Below are 19,648 nucleotides of genomic sequence, written 5' to 3'. Positions count from 1 at the left end.
GTTTCGCCTAATTGTTCAGCGCTTCTGAAATTCTTATTTGGCTGCACTGCGTTTCGCCTAATTGTTCAGCGCTTCCGCTCCACCAACAATTTCTAAAATCTCATTGGTAATGGCTGCTTGTCGTGCTTTGTTGTAGGTCAGTTTCAACTGATCCCTAAGCTCAGTAGCATTGTCGGTTGCCTTATGCATTGCGGTCATACGGGCACCGTGTTCGCTTGCAAAAGAATCACGTACTGCCTTATATAGTTGAGTCTTCAATGATTTTGGAATCAATTGCTCCACAATTTCTGGTTTGGACGGCTCAAAAATATAATCCGCAGCATTGGCATTATCCCCTTCTATAGGAACAAGTGGCAAGAACTGCTCTGCCATAACTATTTGGGTAGCTGCATTCTTGAACTTGTTGTACACCAGCTCAATCTTATCGTAATCCCCATCGATAAAATGGTCCATTAAGTTTTGAGCGATTGCAGCTACGTTATCAAAGGTTAAATCATCAAATACTTTACTATGATTGGCGATAACATTTCCGGCTTTCCCCAAAATATCATTTCCTTTCTTACCAATGGCGATAACATCTACCTGCTTACCCGCATAGGTCTGATTGATCAAGAGATTGGTCTGCTTGATAATATTTGAATTAAAAGCACCACAAAGTCCACGATTGGAGGTGATGGCAACAATCAAAACTTTGTTGACCTGCCTGTTGTCGGTAAATTTACTTCCGGCATCGCCGTCCAAGCTTGCGCTAAGACTCTGTAACAATTCAGTAAGTTTATTCGCGTACGGACGCATGGCGGTGATAGCATCTTGGGCTTTTTTCAACTTTGCGGCAGATACCATTTTCATGGCACTGGTAATCTGCATGGTTGATGAAACCGTTGCTATTCTACTTCGTATTTCTTTTAAGTTTGCCATTTTCCAATTATGAGTTAAAAGTGTTGGGTTAAGAGTTTTTGATTATGGCAACCAAAATCTTTATCAACTCTTCACAATCGTTCATCATTTCTTTAGGTACTTTTCTTCCAGTAGCTTCTAAAATTTCCAACCAATATTTGGTTTCATCAGCTTCTTTAAGGGCAATACCAAACTTATACTTAAAATCTTTTTTACTAACCCCTCTTTGTGCCTCTCTTGTATTGGCTCCAATACTGGTGCCACTTCTAAGCAATTGCGATGCTAGTTCAAAATCTTTGTTCTCCTTTAGGTTATCGCAGTACTTAACAATATCACAGGCAAATTGAAAACTTTTTATCCTAATCGGACTTTCATTCAATTTACTCACGACTCTGCACTCCTAACTCTGAACTAATTATCCAGAGTACTTTCCAGCCAAATCTTTGCAAACGGAAGTCAACGTGTCCGTAACTTCGTCTGTTAATTTGCCAGCCTTCAACGTATCCAATACACCTCTGTGCTTGGCATTCAAGAACTCAATAAAATCCGTTTCAAACTCTTTTACCTTATCCACAGGAACATCTCTCAACAAGTTTTTGGAACCTGCAAAGATAATTGCAATCTGATCCTCAACAGTAAATGGATCATTCTGTGCCTGCTTCAAAATCTCAACATTCCTACGACCTTTTTCAATAACATTCAAGGTAGCGGCATCCAAATCGGAACCAAACTTCGCAAAGGCTTCCAATTCACGGAACTGTGCCTGATCCAGTTTCAAAGTACCAGCAACTTTTCTCATAGATTTCACCTGAGCGGAACCACCCACACGCGATACAGAAATACCCACGTTGATCGCTGGTCTTACCCCTTGGTTAAATAAATCCTGCTCCAAGAAAATCTGTCCATCCGTAATGGAAATCACGTTGGTAGGAATATAGGCCGAAACGTCACCCGCTTGGGTTTCAATAATCGGCAATGCCGTTAGAGAACCTCCACCTTTTACCATTGGCTTAAGTGGTTCTGGCAAATCGTTCATGTTTTTGGCGATATCGTCATCTGCAATCACTTTTGCGGCACGCTCCAACAATCTTGAGTGCAAGTAGAATACGTCACCAGGGTACGCTTCACGACCTGGAGGTCTTCTCAAAAGAAGCGATACCTCACGATACGCAACCGCTTGCTTTGATAAATCATCATAGATGATCAAGGCTGGTCTTCCGGTATCCCTGAAGTACTCGCCAATCGCAGCACCTGCGAACGGAGCATACACCTGCATTGGAGCAGGGTCAGATGCATTGGCCGCAACAATAGTAGTATACGCCAAAGCTCCTCTATCTTCCAAGGTCTTGGCAATGGCCGCAACCGTTGATGCTTTTTGACCTACTGCAACATAGATACAGTACACAGGTTCCCCGGCATCAAAAAATTCTTTCTGGTTCAAGATCGTATCGATACAAACCGTAGTCTTACCCGTCTGACGGTCTCCAATTACCAACTCACGCTGTCCACGTCCAATTGGAATCATGGCATCGATCGCTTTAACTCCCGTTTGCAATGGCTCGTTTACTGGCTGACGGTAAATAACCCCAGGTGCTTTACGCTCCAAAGGCATTTCGTAGGTGTCACCGGCAATAGGTCCTTTCCCATCGATAGGATTTCCCAAAGTGTCAACCACACGACCAACAATTCCTTCACCAACGTTGATAGATGCAATACGCTGCGTTCTTTTTACCGTTGCGCCTTCCATTACTTCTTTGGATGGGCCCAACAATACGACACCAACGTTATCTTCCTCTAGGTTCAAAACAATACCTTCCATACCGCCATCGAACTCCACAAGCTCCCCGTATTGGGCATTGGAAAGTCCGTAGACGCGGGCAATACCGTCACCTACTTGTAATACGGTACCCACCTCGTCCAAGGAAGCACTTGCTTCAAAACCTGATAATTGCTCTTTTAAAATTGCTGATACCTCAGCGGCTTTTACTCCTGCCATTTGACTAGATATTAGACTTTAGACGATAGATTTTATATTGCTATGCGTCGTGTTTTTATTTCTATTTTTTAAACGATTATAGTCCGTAGCGCAGCGAAGGACTATAGACTATTTGTAAATTCTCTTTTAAGGCCATTCAGTTTATTGACGATACTGGCGTCATATTGCAAATCGCCGACCCGAAGGACAAATCCTCCCAAAATGTTTTCATCCACCTTGTTTTGAATGGTAACTTTATTTCCTGTAATCTTGGCCACTTCTGCCAACACCTTCTTTTCCAACGTAGCGGTCAATGGAACCGCAGTGGTCACATAGGCAACGTTCTCACCCTTTAATTGCTCGTGCAAAATGATGTACTTAAAGGCCACCTCTTGCAACAGACCAATTCTTTTGTTATCGGTAAGGGTGTTGATCAAGCCCAAAGTAATTTGGCTGGATCCTTTGAAAATTTTGTTCAGTGCTCCCTTTTTAACATCCCCTTTGATTACCGGACTTCCCAACAAATTCTGGAGCTCGGCATTTTCATCAATGGTGGCAGCAATGGTTCTCATATCTTTTTCCACGGCATCTGCCGTTTTCTTTTCGATTGCGAAGTCCAAGGTTGCTTTTGCGTAACGTACGGCTGCCCTACTTTCGTTCATCTGTTCTTAGTTCAATTCAATATCTCCCAACATATCCTGAACAAGCTTTTCCTGCTTCTTCTTATCGGACAGCTCATCCTTGATCACTTTTTCCGCGATGTCAATGGAAAGATTAGCTACTTGGGCTTTGATGTCAGCAACGGCTGCTTTCTTTTCACTCTCGATAGTTGCCTGGGCCTGTTTGATCATTTTGTCCCCTTCAACCTGAGCTTGCTCCTTGGCATCTGCAACAATTTTATCCTTGATCTCACGGGCTTCCTTCAACATCGTTTCCCTCTCGGCTCTTGCCTCCTTCAATAGTTTTTCGCTATCGGCGGTAACATTCTGCATTTCCCTTTTTGCATCCTCCGCAGCGTCCAAAGCATTTTTAATGCCTTCCTCACGATCATTGATCGCATTAAGGATGGGCTTCCATGCAAACTTCCACAACAAGAACAACAACAGACCAAACAATAATGTCTGCCAGAAAAATAGTCCCACCGAAAATTCTTCCAATAACTTTTCCATATTCTATGCTTTACTATTATGCAATTTTTAAACGAAGTAAAAGCTGTAACCAACCGTTACAGCTCTTACTTTTTGTGATTTGATTATACTGCGAAAAGAGCAGCGAAACCAATACCTTCAATCAACGCTGCTGCAATCAACATCGCTGTTTGGATTTTTCCGTAAGCTTCAGGCTGACGAGCGATAGCCTCCATAGCAGAACCACCGATTCTACCAATACCAAGACCTACACCGATAACTACCAAACCTGCACCTACCATTACTGGAATTTCCATATCTATCTAGTTTAAAAATTAAATATTCAATACTTAGACACTTCTCGACTGCGCTCAAAGTGACACTCCTTCAATTAATGTGCTACCTCAGCTTCGTGTTCATGGTCGTGCTCATGTTCTTCAGAGGCAAATCCGAAATACAGGGCGGACAACATGGTGAAAATATACGCTTGAAGTAAGGCAACCAACACTTCAATCAGGGAGATGGCGAAAGCCAGTCCGAAGGACAATGGACTTCCAAGCCAACTCTTAAAAATAAACATCAACCCGATCAAACTCATCAAAACAATATGACCTGCCTGCATGTTGGCATACAAACGAATCAACAACGAGAATGGCTTGATGATCAATCCCAACAATTCAATGGGAACCAAAATAATGTACAATGGAATCTTCCCGTACCAAGGCAATGATTTTCCCAAAGGATCAAACTGGTGCATCCAGTAATCCTTGGTTCCTGTGAAATTGGTAATCAAAAACGTCATAATCGCCAAGGAAACCGTGATGGCAATGTTACCAGTCACATTAATTCCAAGCGGTGTTAAACCGAAAATGTTCAAAAACCAAATAAAGAAAAAGATGGTCAACAGGAACGGCATATATTTTTTATATCGCTTTTCACCGATGTTCGGTCTTGCGATATCATCCCTAATGTAAAGGACAATGGGCTCAAAGAAGCGACCAGCTCCCGTTGGGATACCATTGTTTTTGGTGTAGGATTTTGCCAAGCTGGTGAACAGCCACAACATCAACAATCCGGTAACAATGATCATTACCACATTTTTGGTGATGGAAAAATCCAAAGGTTTTATGTTGGTAGCATGGTGCTCATCATCATAATTGATGGTGCCCTCTGCGTCCGTCTTGTAGATTTTGCCATGGTAAAGTTTGTAATGATTTCCATCTACCTCGGCCAAAGTCTCACCATGATGGAATTTTGAGCTTGAAAAAACTTTAAGTCCGTTATCCCATAGGATTACCGGCAATGGAATACCAACATATTTGTGTTCTCCATTTTCCTTGGTGTAAGAGAACAAGGAAAAGTCATGGGAATCCAGAAGGTGATGGGTAATGTATTCCTTAATTTCTGTCTTAAGGTCCTTGCCATGTCCTTCGCCTTCTTCCTTGGCCTCACTGGCAAAAGTGAACTGCCCTAAAATCAATGCTACAACAAGAAAAAATCTGGTCAAATGGGTATTTCGCATTTCGCTCAAAATAACGGTCTCTCAAAATCGGTGCAAATGTAAGTCATTCTCACAAAAAGAAAAAAGCTTTCAAACTTTTATTTTTGAGGATTTTGCGTGCTTTATTTTTTAGGGGAATCGTGAAGTTTATTGAGCATTTTGGAGATAAAGTAGGTCTCCAAAATAAGTGCGACACTGTAAGGCACAAAGAAAGCCGCAAATTCTAACCTTGACATATCCCCATCGGCCTTGTAGGACGGGTAAAACAGGAGAAAAAAGAAGGCAAATTTGAGCAAACTGCCGCCCATGAACAGAAATCCAATCTGATTTTTCAATTTTTCCCGGAAACGGTACAACAAGAAGAAAATGGTCGCCGCCAACAGTCCGTTCACCACATAGGACCGTACAATCAGGTGGTCAAAAACTGGGTATTCCATGTTAGATAGCACAAGTAGGTGTAATCCGAAGGTCAGGAGAAGCGCAACACCCAATAAAAGGTAAAATTGAACCGATAGGTTGAACTTTTGCATCAGTATTTAATCCGTTTTAGCTGCTGCAAAACTACCCAAATAGAAATTGCCACTCCCAATAAAGTGGCAATTACCGTAAAAATATTTTTTTCGTTCCCGTAGTAGGCATCCAACCATTTTCCTCCCTTTACGGCCAAGAAAATAATGGCGCCCATCTCAAACGCAATACCAGATAGCATTGCGGCATTCTTAAAGTTATTCTTCTTTTTAGGAGACTTTTGCGGGTTCATTGGACTTTGTGGGCTGCAATTTATGGGTTGATGCCGCTGCCGTACCTGTGGTAGCGCCCTTGCCCATAGTGCATGCCGCATTAAATGTAGCTCCCGGTTCCACGGCCAATTTAGCGACCTGAACAGTTCCTTCAATTGTAGCAGAGGACTTAAGTGAAAGTAGGTCTTTTACCAAAAGTTCACCATTGAACTTCCCTTCAATATCTGCGTTTACGCACTCCACCTTGCCATTGATGTAGCCATCTTTTCCTATAACAACCTTACCGGATGTCTTTACATTTCCTTCGAGTTTACCATCGATTCGAAAATCGGCCTCGGAAGTAATATTACCCTTGATCTTGGTATTCTTCTCAATTCTGTTGGGTTGTCCTCCAAATTCTGTCATAGTACGAGGTTTTTTGTTGTCTGAAAACATTGTTTTCTTAAGGTTTTGGGGTTAAAATTTGTGTTTTATATGATTCTAAATTTTTATGTACTTGAATGATTTTGTAATTGTTAGATAAAACTACAAAATTCTCATCGTTGATGCGGTAGTCCCGATTCTTTTTTATGAGTTCAGTATATCCCAAAGCAAAATCCTTTGATCTAAACCCATGAACCACCACAAATTGATCTTCCAAATTGTAAATGTCCTTGGAAATCTTGTTTTTGTAATTAAGGTCTTTGATGGATGCCTCCAAGCGCTCTACTAATTTCAACGCTTTTTCGTTGTCCTTTATTTTAAATGGAAACACCACTTTCCAATTTCCAGTACCCGAGGAGCCTATTTCAGGGGAAAATTCCCTGGCTTCCAATTTAGGTAATTGCTCAGCCACCATCTGTTCCGCCTTTTTCCCCTCCGGATTATTTGGATACGTGAGAGCCACATAGTTGAGGGCTTCCTTAAAAGGTTCAAATCCTTGTAGACGACCAATGGCATTGGCCTTCAACATTTCAAATTTGGGAACTATGGGGTCCCCAGTGAACCTATTTATGTATTCCTGTGACAAAGTGATGACCTTGAGGTATTCTTGCTGTTCATATAATTTGTACAAAGAAGCATATCGTGCATCTGGACTATCCGTATTTCCTTCCAAAACCGCTTGGGGGTTCAATAAGATTTCCGCGTAGCGGGTATCGGGATGGTTTCTTATGATATCCTGCTTCATGTTGTCCGCCAAGGGACTTCCGGTCTCCTCATAAATTTTGAACAGGTTGTATTTGGAAGGTAGAATCAAGCGCTCTTCCGGGTTGGAACTCAACACACGTTCCAGCTTACCGGCCGCCAACAGATTTTCCTTGAACTTTTCCTTGTAAATCAGCCCTAACTGATAATTGGCAAAGTTTCGTTCCGTTCTAAGGCTATCAATAATTTTGACATCGGTAGGAATTTGTCCCAGGTAAAAGTCAAGAGAATATTTTTGTTCATCCGTAACGGGGGCATCCGTTTGGCCGTTGGCCAAGACTTCCTGTCCGGTTGCCTCAGAAGGTAAGGTTCTGCTCTTGTTGCTCCAGCGCCAGTCGTCCTCCAAAATACGATCTCCCCAACGGGTCTTAAAATCGTTTTTACCGTAGCCCAAACTGGTGATATTATAAAAATAGAATTTACCTTGGTTGGCCTTACCTCCTTTTGATTCCGCAAAGGTGGCAAAACCAGCGTTGGTTCGTTCCAGTTGTTTTTGGGCCTCTTCCTCATCCTTGCGTTTCAGCTCGGCAATGAGTTCTTCAAAATAGGCCTTTTGTTCCGCTTCGGGCATTTCATAAAGTGTAATGACACTGTCCGCATGTTGTACAATATCTTCATACTTAATCACATCCTCAAGGTTGTCCAACTTCTTTTTGATTCTGCGGAACTGCTTGGTGTTCTCTGTGAGATTGGTCAGGGTACTATCGTAATACGCACCCGATGTTTTATAGGCATCCTCGTCAAAATAATAGTCAGCAAGATCTTTATAGTTCAATGCGCTCAACTTGCGTTCTCCGGTATTGGCCTTGAGGGATTTATTAAAGTATACTAGGGCCAAACTATCGGAATCCGTGGACAAATGAAACTGGGCCACTTCCCTATAGATCTTATCCAAAAAGGGTCGGTTCTCCCTATTCTCTTCCAATTCAGTAAGGTATTCCAGCAAGGCTTCCCGGTTGGAATCCGTTATGGCGGTGTTTTGAATTTTCTTTAAGTGCGCATTGATCATATACACCCGGGGTGATCTTCGGTTTAGGGCGATTACCTTGTCAAAGGCATAGTTGGCCGAGTCTTTATGGCCCAACCCATTGTACAACTGGCCTATAATGAAAAGATATCTTCCTTTTTCAGCATTCTTTTTAGTGTACGCCTGGGCGATTTTTAATTTTTGAATGGCTGTATCTGGGGCCTTAAGGTTGATGAAACATTGCGCCAACACCGCGTTGGCATCCGCGTATTCCTGATCCTTTAGCTTCTCAAATTTGAACATTCTTCTAATGTTCTGGATTGCCAATTCTGGATTGTCCAAACGCATATTGGTCTTTTCCCTCCAGATGGTGGCTTCGTTCAGCTTATCACTTTCGGTGTATTTTCTAAGAATGTAATTGAAGGATTCCAAAGCCGGAATATAGCGCTGGTCAAAATAGCGTGCCTTTCCCAAAAGGAGAAAAGCTTCATCCGTTTGGGGATTGCGTTCCTCATCTTTGATGTCCATGCTGTGCTTTTGGATGGCCTTGGTGGCCTTTTCCTCAGCAATAATAAAGTTGGGATTGTTGTCCTCAGAATCCAGTTTTACTTCATCTGTTACTTCTAAACGTTCCACAGGGAGCAGTTCCCAATAATCGTCCCTGTAATTTGCGTTGAGTTCTTCCCTCCCTTGTTCAAAGGCAATATTGCCATTGTACAGGGTATTGTATTTGGTATTTAGGGCATGCCAATTGCGGTTTAGGAACTTGTCCTTTTTGGTGGAACAGGAGTTAAAAATCATCCCTCCAAAAACCAAGGCACAAAAAAATAGGTGTTGAAGCTTCAAAATAATCGGTAATCGTGTCTTACCTTAACTGAAAATCGCCCATATTATTATAAGGCTCATCGGTAAAATGCAATAATTTTTCCCATTGGCTTTTTTACACACCCCTAACCCCTCTCCAGAGTGGAATTTGATCCTGATTAATTTGGATGTCCTCCCTTCTTGAGAAGGGAAAGATTTCGAGCAGCGAAATCAGGGTTGTGTTCATTGGTGAAACTGAAAACTTACACCCCCCCAGTCCCTCTCCAGAAGGGAATTTTGACCTTGTCTATTACCAGGCCGTGGGTCGCTCAAAATTGGCTCTCCTTCTATTGTATTTAGATTTGTAGGCCACCGGGGATAATCCCACATATTTTTTAAAGACCGTCCGAAAGGCTTTTTGGTCTGCGTAGCCCACTTGGTACATCACTTCATTGACGTTCTGCTGGGTGGATTCAAAACTTCGTTTGGCCGCCTCAATCTTTACCCGTTGAATATATTCCAACGGGGTGTTTTGGGTCGCTTTTTTAAACCGTCGTACAAAGTTTCTTCCACTGATCGCATATTTCTTTGCCAGTTGTTCCACAGAGATTTTTTCGGTGACGTTGTTTTCTATATATTTTTGGGCCTCTTTGATGGCATCGTCCTCATGGTCTTTTTGTCCTTGAAAAATGGCAAATTGGTTTTGGTCCTCCCGATCCATATCAATCTCAAAGAATTTGGACAGATAAATGGCGGTTGGCCTACCGCAATACTTCTCCACTAAATGGATCATAAGATTTAAAAAGGAAAAAGCACCCCCGCTGGTATAGATCCCATCCTCGTCGGTCACAATTTTATTGGCCACCAGATTTACCTTGGGAAACATCTGCCTAAAAATATCCATTCCCGCCCAGTGCGTTGCGCATTGCTTGCCATCTACCAAACCGGTCATGGCCAGGACAAAGGCTCCCATGCACATGCTGGCCACTTCGGCATTGTGCTTATGCCTTTGGTCTAAAATCCAAGGCACAAAATCTTTATTCTGATCTAAATCTTCTTCCAGTTTATCAGGTCGAAGTGCGGGGATCAAAATCAAGTCCGTTTTTTCAATATCGTGGATGGTGCTGTCACAATGGATACTGAACAATCCCTGGTATAAGGAATAGTCACGTTCCAGGCCCACCAAATGCACTTCAAAAAAATCATCTTCGCGCTGGCCTGCACGCTTCAAAAACTGATTGGCCGCCATTAGAACCTTAAATGGTCCCACCACATTGCTTAGAATAGCATTCCCCTTGGGCACCAAAATACTTACATGTTTCATTACCAGTTGTTTTAGTGCCATAAATGTAGGGGGAATACTTGGCAGAATCAACCCTTAAAAGTGTCTTATTACGCCTTAATGCCGCTTTTCCCTCTTTTGTAGTTTTGGTACATGGAGCTGGAAAAATTCTTGGAAATCCGTTCGGAACTGTGTCTAAAATATGCTGATGTGAGCGAAGGAAAAATGATGAGCTCCCCAGCCATACATTACAAGAAAAAGGTCTTTGCCTTCTTTTCCAGACAAAATAAAATGGTGTTTAAATTGGGAAAGACCTTTCCGTTTTTAGAAAGCGATGTTCCACTAACGGAGTTCAATCCCTTTAAGAAAAAAGGACCTTTGACTGGGTGGTACGAAGCCGATTTTAGCCAAAACCAAAAATGGCATAAGCTGGCCGAAACTGCCCTGGAATTATTAAAAAAAGAAGTGTAACATGATCACAAAAGCATATAGCCAATTTTTTAAGGAACTCAGCAAGAACAATCATAAAGAATGGTTCCATGCCAACAAGAAACGCTACGAAAATGAGGTGAAGGCCCCATTTTTGGATTTACTTGAAGAGTTATTGGTCACACTAGTGGAATGGGATTCCAGAATTTTACCGGACCCCAAAAAAGCTTTGTTCCGAATCAATAGGGATGTGCGTTTTGCCAAGGACAAATCGCCCTACCACACTATTATGAAAGCTGGATTTTCACCCAATGGGAAAAAATCCATCTTGCCCGGTTATTATTTGGGAATTGATTCGGATAGCATCCATGTGGGCGGTGGACTTTTTATGCTTCGCCCTCCGCAACTCAAAAAAGTAAGGGAATACATTGCTGAAGAACCCCATGAGCTGGAAGAGCTGGTTCAGGATATCAACTTCACGCAGAATTTTGGGAAGCTCAAAGGGGAAAAATCGAAACGGTTGGATAAAAATTTGCTTAAAGCAAGTGAACAAACCGACTTGATATACCACAAGCAATTTTATGCCATGGCCGAATTTCCCCTGGAGCCTTTTTTTGGTAAGAGCGAATTGGTTGATGAGGTGTTCTCCCATTTTAAGGTCATTCGACCTTTGAACACCTACCTAAGCCAAGCCTTGGATTGAATACAAGTTTATTTATTAATCATAAAAACAGAAACAACATGACAACACAAGAAGTTGCAGACAAATTGGTAGGCCTTTGTAGGGAAGGTAAGTATGAAGAGGCCTATGGCCTATACGCGGCGGATGCGGTGAGTTTGGAGATGCCCGGTGTGCCCAACGAAAGAACGGAAGGATTGGACAATATTTTACAAGGTTTTGCCCAATGGGCCAGTATGATCGCTGAGTCCCACGGGGGAACGGTAGGTGACCCTGTTGTGGCCGACAACCATTTTGTGGTGCCCATGACCAGCGATGTTACCTTTAAGGATGGACGCAGGGTAAACATGCAGGAGCTTTCCGTATACCAAGTGGCAGGAGGAAAAATCAAGCAAGCCCAGTTTTTTTATGATCCTTCAGTGATGGGGGGATAAAAGTTTATGTCAGTTCGAGGGAAGTCGGGAACTTAAATATACATCTCGTCTTCCCTCGATTTGATATTGATTCTATCTTACGTAAACTGAATTCGCATAACTATAGGCTGAATTAGAACTATCAAGGTATTGATAATCAATACTTTTTCCGTTCTCAAGATCAATGGTCCATAACATAGCTTTCTCCCCGTTAAAGGTGCGATATCCAACTACATATGCCATATTTTCCAATATGAAAATCGATTTGGCTTCATGTGGTGCCAATGATACATTATCAGTCAGATCAGTGGTAGATTGGGTTTGTCCATTCTCAATTTCCCAAAGTGTGGCGTCATAGTAATTGCCCCCTTTCTCATATCCTACAGCATAAAGTTTATTGTCTTTTGGAAAGACAGAATAGGCTGTTGCATTGGAGCCATCCCCACCTTCAATATTAGTGGTCTCACCACCAACTTGCCACAGCTTGGCGGAATTAAACTCTCCTGCTCTATTGCTCCCAACCACCATAATCTCACCTTTATTGTCTATAATAACATCCCGTGCATAGGCCTCATCAGCACTTTCTTCTGAAAGAACTATACCATTGCCCGGGATTTTCCATAGTCTTGCTTTAGATTTTGCATCTTTGGATTCAACCCCAACCACTATTATTGTACCATTTTCGTCAGCCGTAACCGATTTGGCTTCTTCCATACTTTCGTTATTAGGAATTTCAATTGGCGAAGCTCCATATTCCCAAAGCATTGCAGTCGCGTACCCCTCCATGTCATCTGTTACTTTATAACCTACAACGTAAATGTTGTTGGAATTTTCCGCGGTATCTATATAGATGGAATTTGCATAACTGATGCTTAAGCCATCTTCAAGGAAATGTGGCTCTCCGTTAATCCATAAGGTGGCAACGGAAATATCTTGTTCGTTCCTTTTGAAACCAGTCACATAAATATTCCCTCCATCATCCACTGCTATAGCCTCAGCGGCAGATAGTCCTTCACTTAGGTAGTTTACTTCCCCGTTTTTCCAAAATGCGGCTCTATCTATTCCATTGATATTCTCAACACCAGCAACCAATATGCTGGGATTTACAATTACCGAGCATGTCGCCACATGGTTTCCTATGGTAACTGTCAATTCAGCTAAACCTGACTTATGCGCAACAATGGAACCTTCCTCTGTAATACTAAGTACATTTTCATTATTGGAATCCCAATCGGCCTCTTGGTTTTCAAAATCTCCAATATTTGTAATTTCAGGTAAATCCAAAGTGTCTAGAGAAAAGAGTTCTAATGAGGTTTTGTCAAGAATAATGGCGTTTGTGCCTCCTGTGGTAACTTCAAAATCATCTTCGCTGGTGTCAGTACCCCCAGCAGTGGTCACCTTGATCTTGCCAGTGGTTGCGCCTACTGGTACAGTGCCTGTCAATTTGTTGGCATTGGCCTCGCTTAACGTAACGGCAGTGCCGTTTAAAGTTACTGTATTGTCGGAAATCGACGTTCCAAAGCTGCTGCCGTTAACGATTAGGGGTGCACCTACCGCTCCGCTCCCATTATGCCCTGTAATATTTGGGGCTGGAACCTGTGGAGTATCCGGACCATCATCCTTCCCGCAAGACAACACTAAAAGTCCCATGGCCAAAACCAGTGAACCTACGTATATCATTTTTCTCATAATCTTCTTTTTTGGATTAAGACCATGAAATAATGAGACTTCAGCCTAAAAGCTTTGACCCAATTGACGGATGCCCGTTTTGAGTTGACGGATGAGGGTTTTGGGGTAGACGGAACTTTTAAAAATTGTCAATTCGAGTGAAATTCTGAAAAGAATTTTGTTTCGAGAACAACACACCCCTGGCCCCTCTCTAGAGAGGAACTATTATCCTCCAAAAAAGGTCTCTAATTCCTTGAGTGTTTCTTCGGAAGTCTGGATATCTTTTACAATTTCCCCTTTGTTCAATACCACGATGCGTTCACAGACTTCGGTAACGTGCAACAGATCATGGCTTGAAATCAATATGGTTGCCCGATCTCTTTCTGCCAAATCCTTGATGATTGCTTTTAGCCTAATCTGGGTGGTAGGATCCAAATTGGCAAAAGGTTCATCCAAAATCACTACTTCCGGATTGCCAATAAAGGAAGCTACAATACCCGCTTTCTTCTGGTTTCCTTTAGATAGATCTCGCAGGTATTTTTTTTGGCCCAATATCTCACCGTGAAAAAAGTCCTCAAAGGAAGCCAACAGCTGGTCTACATCTGCCTTGTTTCTGCCGCGTAGATCACCAATAAAATAAAAATACTCCTCTGGGGTAAGGTAGCCTATCAAAAAGGTTTCATCAATAAAAGCTGAAGTGTGTGGTTTCCAATCCTCACTTTTATTGACCTGAATGCCCTGGTTCTCCACATGCCCCGTAGTTGGCTGAATCAAATCCAACAACAAGCTAAAAAAAGTGGTCTTCCCTGCCCCGTTGTTTCCAACTAGACCAAAGCTTTGTCCTTTCGGAATTTCCAAGTTTTCCAAATTCAAGACTATTTGGCTTCCGTATTTTTTAGTCAGGTTTTGTGCAGTTATCATGGTTATAAAGTGTAAAGTTCAAGCTCAAAAGTCAGGTTCAGGTTCAACGGTTTCAAACAAGTTCGGTTGTATGGGTTAACCCTCCTTTTCTTTAAAGCCGGCAATCATCCCATATTTTTTGGTTCTATATTTTTCGGTAATGGCATCCAACAATCTATTCTTGAGGGCAAAACCAATAATTCCTATTAGGGAGAGTATGATTACGGCAGCCTCAAGGGAAATCAAGTAATAAAATACCGTGAAAATAAGAATGGGAAGGCCCAATACCGGCAGTATGATCAGAAACTGGGTGGCACTTGTGCCCTGCATATTCCCTATGGCACTTTTGTCCAGTTCTATCCTTTTTTTGTTGAAGGACCCAAAGAACAAAATCACCGGAATATTGACCCCAAGATTATACAGTGCACAGGCAAAGTTTATGGCCAAGGCATCCCAACCAAAATACACATAGGGTATAGTCAACAGAAACATGACTACCACACTGACCGAAATAAGGGTTGCTTTGGACTCCAAATATTTCCGTAGCGGAATGTTCTGGGACATCATCATACTATAATAAGAGCTGTCCCAAGCTGGGATAAACTGCCCAAAGTTGGTCAAGAAAATGCCGGTCATAAAGATTCCCAAAAAGGCCAGCATCGGCATCATGCTCGCAAATTGGTCCTGGCCATAAAAAATCAGTCCATAGAAAACAAAAAGCAGGGATATAAACACTTGGGCACGTGTGCGTTTGTTGCGCCAGATCATTTTTAAGTCCAACTGCAGAAAAGGGGCCATGTCGCCAAATCGTTTGGTCCATGCCAAATCCGATGTTTTGGCTTCCTTGGACTTGGTCTTCAACGAGGCGTCTAGGAACAACCTGTTCTTTAGGTACCTAAAATTGATATAGTAGGTTGCCAGGGCCAACGCAATCGGTACAATCACCATTATGGGATATTGATATAGCCCATGAAAAATTGGACCAAAAAATTCCCGTACTGGAACCCATTGAAAATAATCCAGCGCAAACAAGATCAAAAGGGTCCCGGCCAGTATCGCAAAAGCCTTGTCATTTTTGTTCACCAAGAAATTCACGTAGTTGATGCAGAGCACCAAAGCGAACATAGACACCAACCAGGGTCCCACGTTTACAACGGGGTATCCATGGTAGAGCAAGACAATGCAAAACGGAACAAAAAGAAATAAAGCTGTTAAGTTATAAACGGAAAACCCCGACCTCCCTAAAATGTAGTGCGCAATACTGCTCTTTTTAATGGGCATTGAGAGCATGGGTTTAATATCCATTACTGGTAGTTTTTGCATAAAATAGCGAAAGAGCAGTTCGGCCAGCACCCAGTACAAAAGATATTGGCTCAACATCCATATGGGTGCTTGGTCCGGAAATATTTTCTTTAGGATAAAATAGAGCGCAATGCCCAAGCCCACCATTGCCGACAGCATATAAAGTCCAAAAAACAACATCACAAGCTTTATAATCAAGCTCTTGCCAAAAGAGGAAGACCTGAAAAAAGATTTCCATTGCAAGGAAACAAAACGCTTGAACATGATTGGAGGTTTTCGATAAGTTAGTAGTGGGTGCTAAACTTTTGTTACAAAAAGCTTTCTTTTTTTGGATTTCAGCTTCCAAAATAGTGCGAATCCGTAGTTTTGCACAAAAATTGTACAAAATGAGCGACTTTCACGCCCTAAAAATTGCTGCGGTTGATGCATTGACCCCAAACTCAGTTGCACTTACTTTTGATGTTCCCGATTCCCTAAAAGATACATTTGCCTTTACGGCTGGCCAATATATTACCTTAAAACATGCTGTTAACGGTATAGAAGTGCGGAGGGCCTATTCCATTTCCTGTGCTCCCTCCTCCGGACAGCTGACGGTTGGGGTTAAAAAAGTGCCAAACGGTACATTTTCGGTTTTTGCCAATGAAAATCTTAAAGCAGGTGATGTTCTGGACGTAATGGCTCCCGAAGGCCGTTTTGTTTTTTCACCGGATGGCAGCCCAAAACATATAGCCGCCTTTGCTGCTGGAAGTGGTATTACCCCTATCATGAGCATTGCCCAAACGGTTTTGGAAAGTCATCCCGAAAGCACATTTGTATTGGTCTTCGGAAACCAAAGTGCCGAGGAAACCATGTACCTAAAGGCGATTGAGACGCTTCAAGAAAAATATACCCATAGGTTTTTTGTTCAACACATTTGCAGCAGGTCTCAAGAAGAAGGCGCCATGTTTGGCCGAATTGAAACCTCAACAGTAAATTTTATTGTCAAGAACAAGTTCAAGGAGACCGCATTTGATGCCTTTTATCTCTGTGGACCAGAAGAGATGATCAACACGGTTTCCGATACCCTAAAAAATAATGGAGTTTCCGAAGACAAGATTCTGTTTGAACTCTTTACAGCTTCCGAAACGGAGGATACTGTTGCCGAAAACCTAGATGGCAAGACCCAGGTGGAGGTGTTGGTAGACGACGAGACCTTCAAGTTCTCCATGGATAAAAAAGATTTGGTGCTGGATGTAGTTCTAAAAGAAAAGATAGATGCTCCCTATTCGTGCCAAGGAGGGGTTTGCAGTAGTTGTATCGCCCGAATCACCGAAGGAAAAGCCGAAATGGTCAAAAACCAAATCCTGACCGATGGTGAAGTGGCCGAAGGACTTATCCTTACCTGTCAGGCGCATCCGCTGACCCCTACCTTGAAGGTGGATTACGATGATGTATAGGTTGAAGGGTAAAGGGTTAGTGGGTGAAGGGTAAACCTCAATGAAAATCCTGAAACCATTTGATTAATTAGTGAAACCTGCCGGGCGGCAGGCGGGTTTGTGTCAAACACCTAAGGCCTCAGTACTAAGCTTGCTTCCAAAGCCCTGCAACCGTATTCATACCCAATGTTGAAGGCTTTTTCTATCCCTTTTTTATCCAGAACACCTATACCCTCCAGTTCCTGGGGTTCAATGGAAAGGTCGCATTCCTCCAATTTTCTATGGCTAGAGGCATAAATCATCAAACCGGTGACCCTTCCTGCCAATAAAATGGAATTCCGGATGTCCCGTTTCCCGATCTCTCCGGCAATGGATACATTACTGCCTATCACAAAGTCCGCCTTGTCATCCACATATTCCTTCGGGAAGTTATTCATGACCCCGCCATCCGCATACAACACCTTGTCAATTTCAATGGGACTAAATACCGGAGGTAGCGCCGCAGAGGCCAAAAGTGGTCGAATGAGCTCACCCTGGCTAAATACCTTCTCTTCTCCCTTTAACAGGTCCGTGGCCACAACATATAGAGGTTTGTCCAACACCTCAAAAGAATCTTTGGGGAAATAACCCTTAAAAATCTTGAAATAGCGCTCGGTATCGATAAATCCTGGCTTGTTGATGGCAAAAAAGTCGTACTTGAACAAAGGGGTCTCCCTAAAAAACTGAAGCATCTCTTCCGTAGGAATACCACTGGCGTATAACGCGCCCACCAAAGCCCCAACACTGGAGCCTGCAATTACTTGGGCTTCCAAGCCATGTTCCCGCATGGCCTTTATCAATCCTATATGGGCCATCCCCCGGATTCCGCCGCCAGATAAGACCAATCCCACCGATTTTGCATTTGGTATTGCTTTTGTCATTCAAAAAAGATTCTAGGCCCCATAAAATTAACTTCCCTAGGCCAAAAATCCCGTTTTTAAGCCCAATTTTAAGAGATAATTACCGACTGGCGAGTCGGTATCGCGTCAAAATAGGGCCTCTTTTTACACTTTATCGAGTTCCTCTCGATGTTAATCCTACACTTTTTCAAGCCTTTATTTTGCCAACAGACCAGCGGGTCGGTTTGTTAAAATTTGAGATTTATTGGAAAAAATTGTAATCCCTGAGGCCCTTTTTCGACCTAAATTGATGTAGATATTTATTGTAAGTTTACTACACGTACTCAGGTAGTTTGGAACAAAACCAATTTAAAGATACTGCGGTTCTCATTTTTGCCAGCTCGGCAGAGGTGGATTCCCATGCTAAAAAAATCCAAGCTGGCGTTCCTCTTTTTCAAGCCCTCACAGCCCAAACAATACAAGTAGTGCAAGCCACAGGCTTACCTTATTTTCATTTTACGGAAAATGAGCAGTGCGGAAATTCTTTTGGCGATCGATTTATCCACGCAATTCAACAGGTCTTTGACCAAGGGTATTCCAAAATAGTGGCAGTTGGTAACGATAGTCCCCATTTGGGAGCTAAACAACTCCTCCAGGCGGCGGCTGAAACGTCCAAGGAAAATGTGGTTTTGGGTCCTTCTTTGGATGGGGGTTTTTATCTTTTGGGACTGCATGCCGATCATTTTGATGAGCATGGTTTGGGTCAACTCCCTTGGCAGACCAGTTCCCTGCTGAACAAAACCAAAACCTATCTAAAATCCCTTAACATTGGGGTAACGCTATTACAGACTTTTAAGGATATTGATGCGTTGGCCGATTTGAAGCGCTTATCCGATGCCATCAGAAGTTTGGGAAAACAATGGTTACAGCTTTTTTCCGGTTTACTTCAAAAACAGGCTTCATATTTTGGGGCACAGCAGGTGTTCCTTCAAACGCATACCTTCAACATACCTTTTAACAAAGGTTCTCCATCCCGTTTTGCTTAACATCCAATTTCCGGCCTAACCTCAGGTCAATTTTCAACAATTATTTTGATGTGTCTCCAGTTTCGATGCATCCATCACAATCCAAAAAGCAAAACAAATGGCAAATTCATATTACGATCCTGCAGACCTAAGAAAATTTGGTAACATCACCGAGTGGAGTGAGGAATTGGGAACCAAATTCTTTGATTATTACGGAAAGGTCTTTGAGGAAGGCGCATTGAGCGCCCGTGAAAAATCCTTGATCGCCCTGGCCGTTGCCCATGTGGTCAAATGTCCGTACTGCATAGACGCCTATACCAAAGATGGACTGCAACGGGGCATTACCAAGGAAGAAATGATGGAGGCCGTGCACGCCGGAGCTGCCATTGAAAGTGGCGCTACGCTCGTACATGGGGTGCAAATGATGAACAAGTACAACAAACTATCCATGTAAGTATAGA

22 protein-coding genes are annotated in these 19,648 nt (G+C 42.6%); 6 read left to right on the top strand and 16 right to left on the bottom strand.

All coding sequences use genetic code 11. From position 1 onward, the window contains the following. Positions 1–57 precede the first annotated feature (57 nt). The 12 genes from atpG to BUC10_RS09560 all read right to left on the bottom strand — a co-directional run bounded on the left by atpG (position 58) and on the right by BUC10_RS09560 (position 10,520). Complete coding sequence (gene atpG, locus BUC10_RS09615) at positions 58–918, bottom strand: ATP synthase F1 subunit gamma (RefSeq protein WP_073178799.1); 861 nt, start codon at positions 916–918, stop codon at positions 58–60. A 28-nt stretch (positions 919–946) separates the two neighbouring features. Continuing rightward, the gene (locus BUC10_RS09610; RefSeq protein WP_073178797.1) at positions 947–1,285 is read right to left on the bottom strand and encodes a four helix bundle protein; all 339 of its coding nucleotides are present in this window, start codon (positions 1,283–1,285) and stop codon (positions 947–949) included. Between the two features lie 27 nt (positions 1,286–1,312). Beyond that, the gene (gene atpA, locus BUC10_RS09605) at positions 1,313–2,893 is read right to left on the bottom strand and encodes a F0F1 ATP synthase subunit alpha (protein ID WP_073178794.1); all 1,581 of its coding nucleotides are present in this window, start codon (positions 2,891–2,893) and stop codon (positions 1,313–1,315) included. Between the two features lie 101 nt (positions 2,894–2,994). Then, complete coding sequence (gene atpH, locus BUC10_RS09600; protein ID WP_073178792.1) at positions 2,995–3,534, bottom strand: ATP synthase F1 subunit delta; 540 nt, start codon at positions 3,532–3,534, stop codon at positions 2,995–2,997. Positions 3,535–3,540: 6 nt separating this feature from the next. Beyond that, a complete protein-coding gene (locus tag BUC10_RS09595; RefSeq protein WP_073178791.1) occupies positions 3,541–4,041 on the bottom strand; it encodes a F0F1 ATP synthase subunit B in 501 nt (166 codons plus the stop codon). An 83-nt stretch (positions 4,042–4,124) separates the two neighbouring features. Next, complete coding sequence (gene atpE / locus BUC10_RS09590; protein WP_045801726.1) at positions 4,125–4,316, bottom strand: ATP synthase F0 subunit C; 192 nt, start codon at positions 4,314–4,316, stop codon at positions 4,125–4,127. Positions 4,317–4,390: 74 nt separating this feature from the next. Beyond that, on the bottom strand, positions 4,391–5,521 hold the full coding sequence (gene atpB / locus BUC10_RS09585; protein ID WP_073178789.1) for a F0F1 ATP synthase subunit A: 1,131 nt from the start codon (positions 5,519–5,521) through the stop codon (positions 4,391–4,393). Between the two features lie 101 nt (positions 5,522–5,622). Next, entirely contained in the window at positions 5,623–6,030 is a 408-nt protein-coding gene (locus BUC10_RS09580; RefSeq protein ID WP_073178786.1) for a DUF6168 family protein, read from the bottom strand. After that, positions 6,030–6,260, bottom strand: a complete 231-nt coding sequence (locus BUC10_RS09575; RefSeq protein ID WP_084732602.1) for an AtpZ/AtpI family protein — start codon at positions 6,258–6,260, stop codon at positions 6,030–6,032. The genes BUC10_RS09580 and BUC10_RS09575 overlap by 1 nt, the downstream gene beginning before the upstream one ends. Then, complete coding sequence (locus BUC10_RS09570) at positions 6,238–6,675, bottom strand: bactofilin family protein (RefSeq protein WP_073178784.1); 438 nt, start codon at positions 6,673–6,675, stop codon at positions 6,238–6,240. The genes BUC10_RS09575 and BUC10_RS09570 overlap by 23 nt, the downstream gene beginning before the upstream one ends. Positions 6,676–6,682: 7 nt before the next feature. After that, positions 6,683–9,193 carry a type IX secretion system periplasmic lipoprotein PorW/SprE gene (porW, locus tag BUC10_RS09565; protein WP_116465759.1) on the bottom strand — a complete coding sequence of 837 codons (2,511 nt, stop codon included), beginning with the start codon at positions 9,191–9,193 and terminating at the stop codon, positions 6,683–6,685. Positions 9,194–9,506: 313 nt separating this feature from the next. Beyond that, the gene (locus tag BUC10_RS09560) at positions 9,507–10,520 is read right to left on the bottom strand and encodes a GlxA family transcriptional regulator (protein WP_073178932.1); all 1,014 of its coding nucleotides are present in this window, start codon (positions 10,518–10,520) and stop codon (positions 9,507–9,509) included. Positions 10,521–10,631: 111 nt separating this feature from the next. On the opposite strand from BUC10_RS09560, the gene BUC10_RS09555 reads away from it, so the two are divergent. From BUC10_RS09555 to BUC10_RS09545, 3 genes are read left to right on the top strand one after another with little or no spacing between them, the layout of a single operon-like run. Beyond that, positions 10,632–10,949 (top strand): hypothetical protein, encoded by a 318-nt coding sequence (locus tag BUC10_RS09555; RefSeq protein WP_073178779.1) that lies wholly within the window; start codon positions 10,632–10,634, stop codon positions 10,947–10,949. A gap of 1 nt (position 10,950) precedes the next feature. Further along, entirely contained in the window at positions 10,951–11,610 is a 660-nt protein-coding gene (locus BUC10_RS09550; protein ID WP_073178777.1) for a DUF2461 domain-containing protein, read from the top strand. A 38-nt stretch (positions 11,611–11,648) separates the two neighbouring features. After that, positions 11,649–12,020, top strand: coding sequence for a nuclear transport factor 2 family protein (locus BUC10_RS09545; RefSeq protein WP_073178930.1), 372 nt, complete (start codon positions 11,649–11,651; stop codon positions 12,018–12,020). A gap of 72 nt (positions 12,021–12,092) precedes the next feature. Here the strand turns inward: BUC10_RS09545 and BUC10_RS09540 are convergent, their stop codons facing one another. From BUC10_RS09540 to BUC10_RS09530, 3 genes are all read right to left on the bottom strand, one after another. Continuing rightward, the gene (locus BUC10_RS09540) at positions 12,093–13,688 is read right to left on the bottom strand and encodes an IPT/TIG domain-containing protein (RefSeq protein ID WP_073178774.1); all 1,596 of its coding nucleotides are present in this window, start codon (positions 13,686–13,688) and stop codon (positions 12,093–12,095) included. Between the two features lie 204 nt (positions 13,689–13,892). Further along, positions 13,893–14,588 carry an ABC transporter ATP-binding protein gene (locus tag BUC10_RS09535; RefSeq protein ID WP_073178772.1) on the bottom strand — a complete coding sequence of 232 codons (696 nt, stop codon included), beginning with the start codon at positions 14,586–14,588 and terminating at the stop codon, positions 13,893–13,895. 75 nt (positions 14,589–14,663) lie between these two features. Continuing rightward, positions 14,664–16,133, bottom strand: coding sequence for a DUF5687 family protein (locus BUC10_RS09530; RefSeq protein WP_073178770.1), 1,470 nt, complete (start codon positions 16,131–16,133; stop codon positions 14,664–14,666). 122 nt (positions 16,134–16,255) lie between these two features. Between BUC10_RS09530 and BUC10_RS09525 the strand changes: the two genes are divergently transcribed. Continuing rightward, on the top strand, positions 16,256–17,305 hold the full coding sequence (locus BUC10_RS09525) for a ferredoxin--NADP reductase (protein WP_073178928.1): 1,050 nt from the start codon (positions 16,256–16,258) through the stop codon (positions 17,303–17,305). 110 nt (positions 17,306–17,415) lie between these two features. On the opposite strand, the gene BUC10_RS09520 is transcribed toward BUC10_RS09525, so the two are convergent. After that, positions 17,416–18,204 carry a patatin-like phospholipase family protein gene (locus BUC10_RS09520; RefSeq protein ID WP_073178768.1) on the bottom strand — a complete coding sequence of 263 codons (789 nt, stop codon included), beginning with the start codon at positions 18,202–18,204 and terminating at the stop codon, positions 17,416–17,418. A gap of 311 nt (positions 18,205–18,515) precedes the next feature. Between BUC10_RS09520 and BUC10_RS09515 the strand changes: the two genes are divergently transcribed. Both BUC10_RS09515 and BUC10_RS09510 read left to right on the top strand, forming a co-directional pair. Continuing rightward, entirely contained in the window at positions 18,516–19,208 is a 693-nt protein-coding gene (locus BUC10_RS09515) for a TIGR04282 family arsenosugar biosynthesis glycosyltransferase (protein ID WP_073178765.1), read from the top strand. Positions 19,209–19,305: 97 nt separating this feature from the next. Further along, positions 19,306–19,641 carry an arsenosugar biosynthesis-associated peroxidase-like protein gene (locus tag BUC10_RS09510; protein ID WP_073178763.1) on the top strand — a complete coding sequence of 112 codons (336 nt, stop codon included), beginning with the start codon at positions 19,306–19,308 and terminating at the stop codon, positions 19,639–19,641. Positions 19,642–19,648 lie beyond the last annotated feature (7 nt).

The organism is Flagellimonas flava (genome assembly GCF_900129665.1).
Lineage (GTDB): Bacteria > Bacteroidota > Bacteroidia > Flavobacteriales > Flavobacteriaceae > Flagellimonas > Flagellimonas flava.
This window is presented reverse-complemented; position numbering and strand designations above follow the sequence as displayed.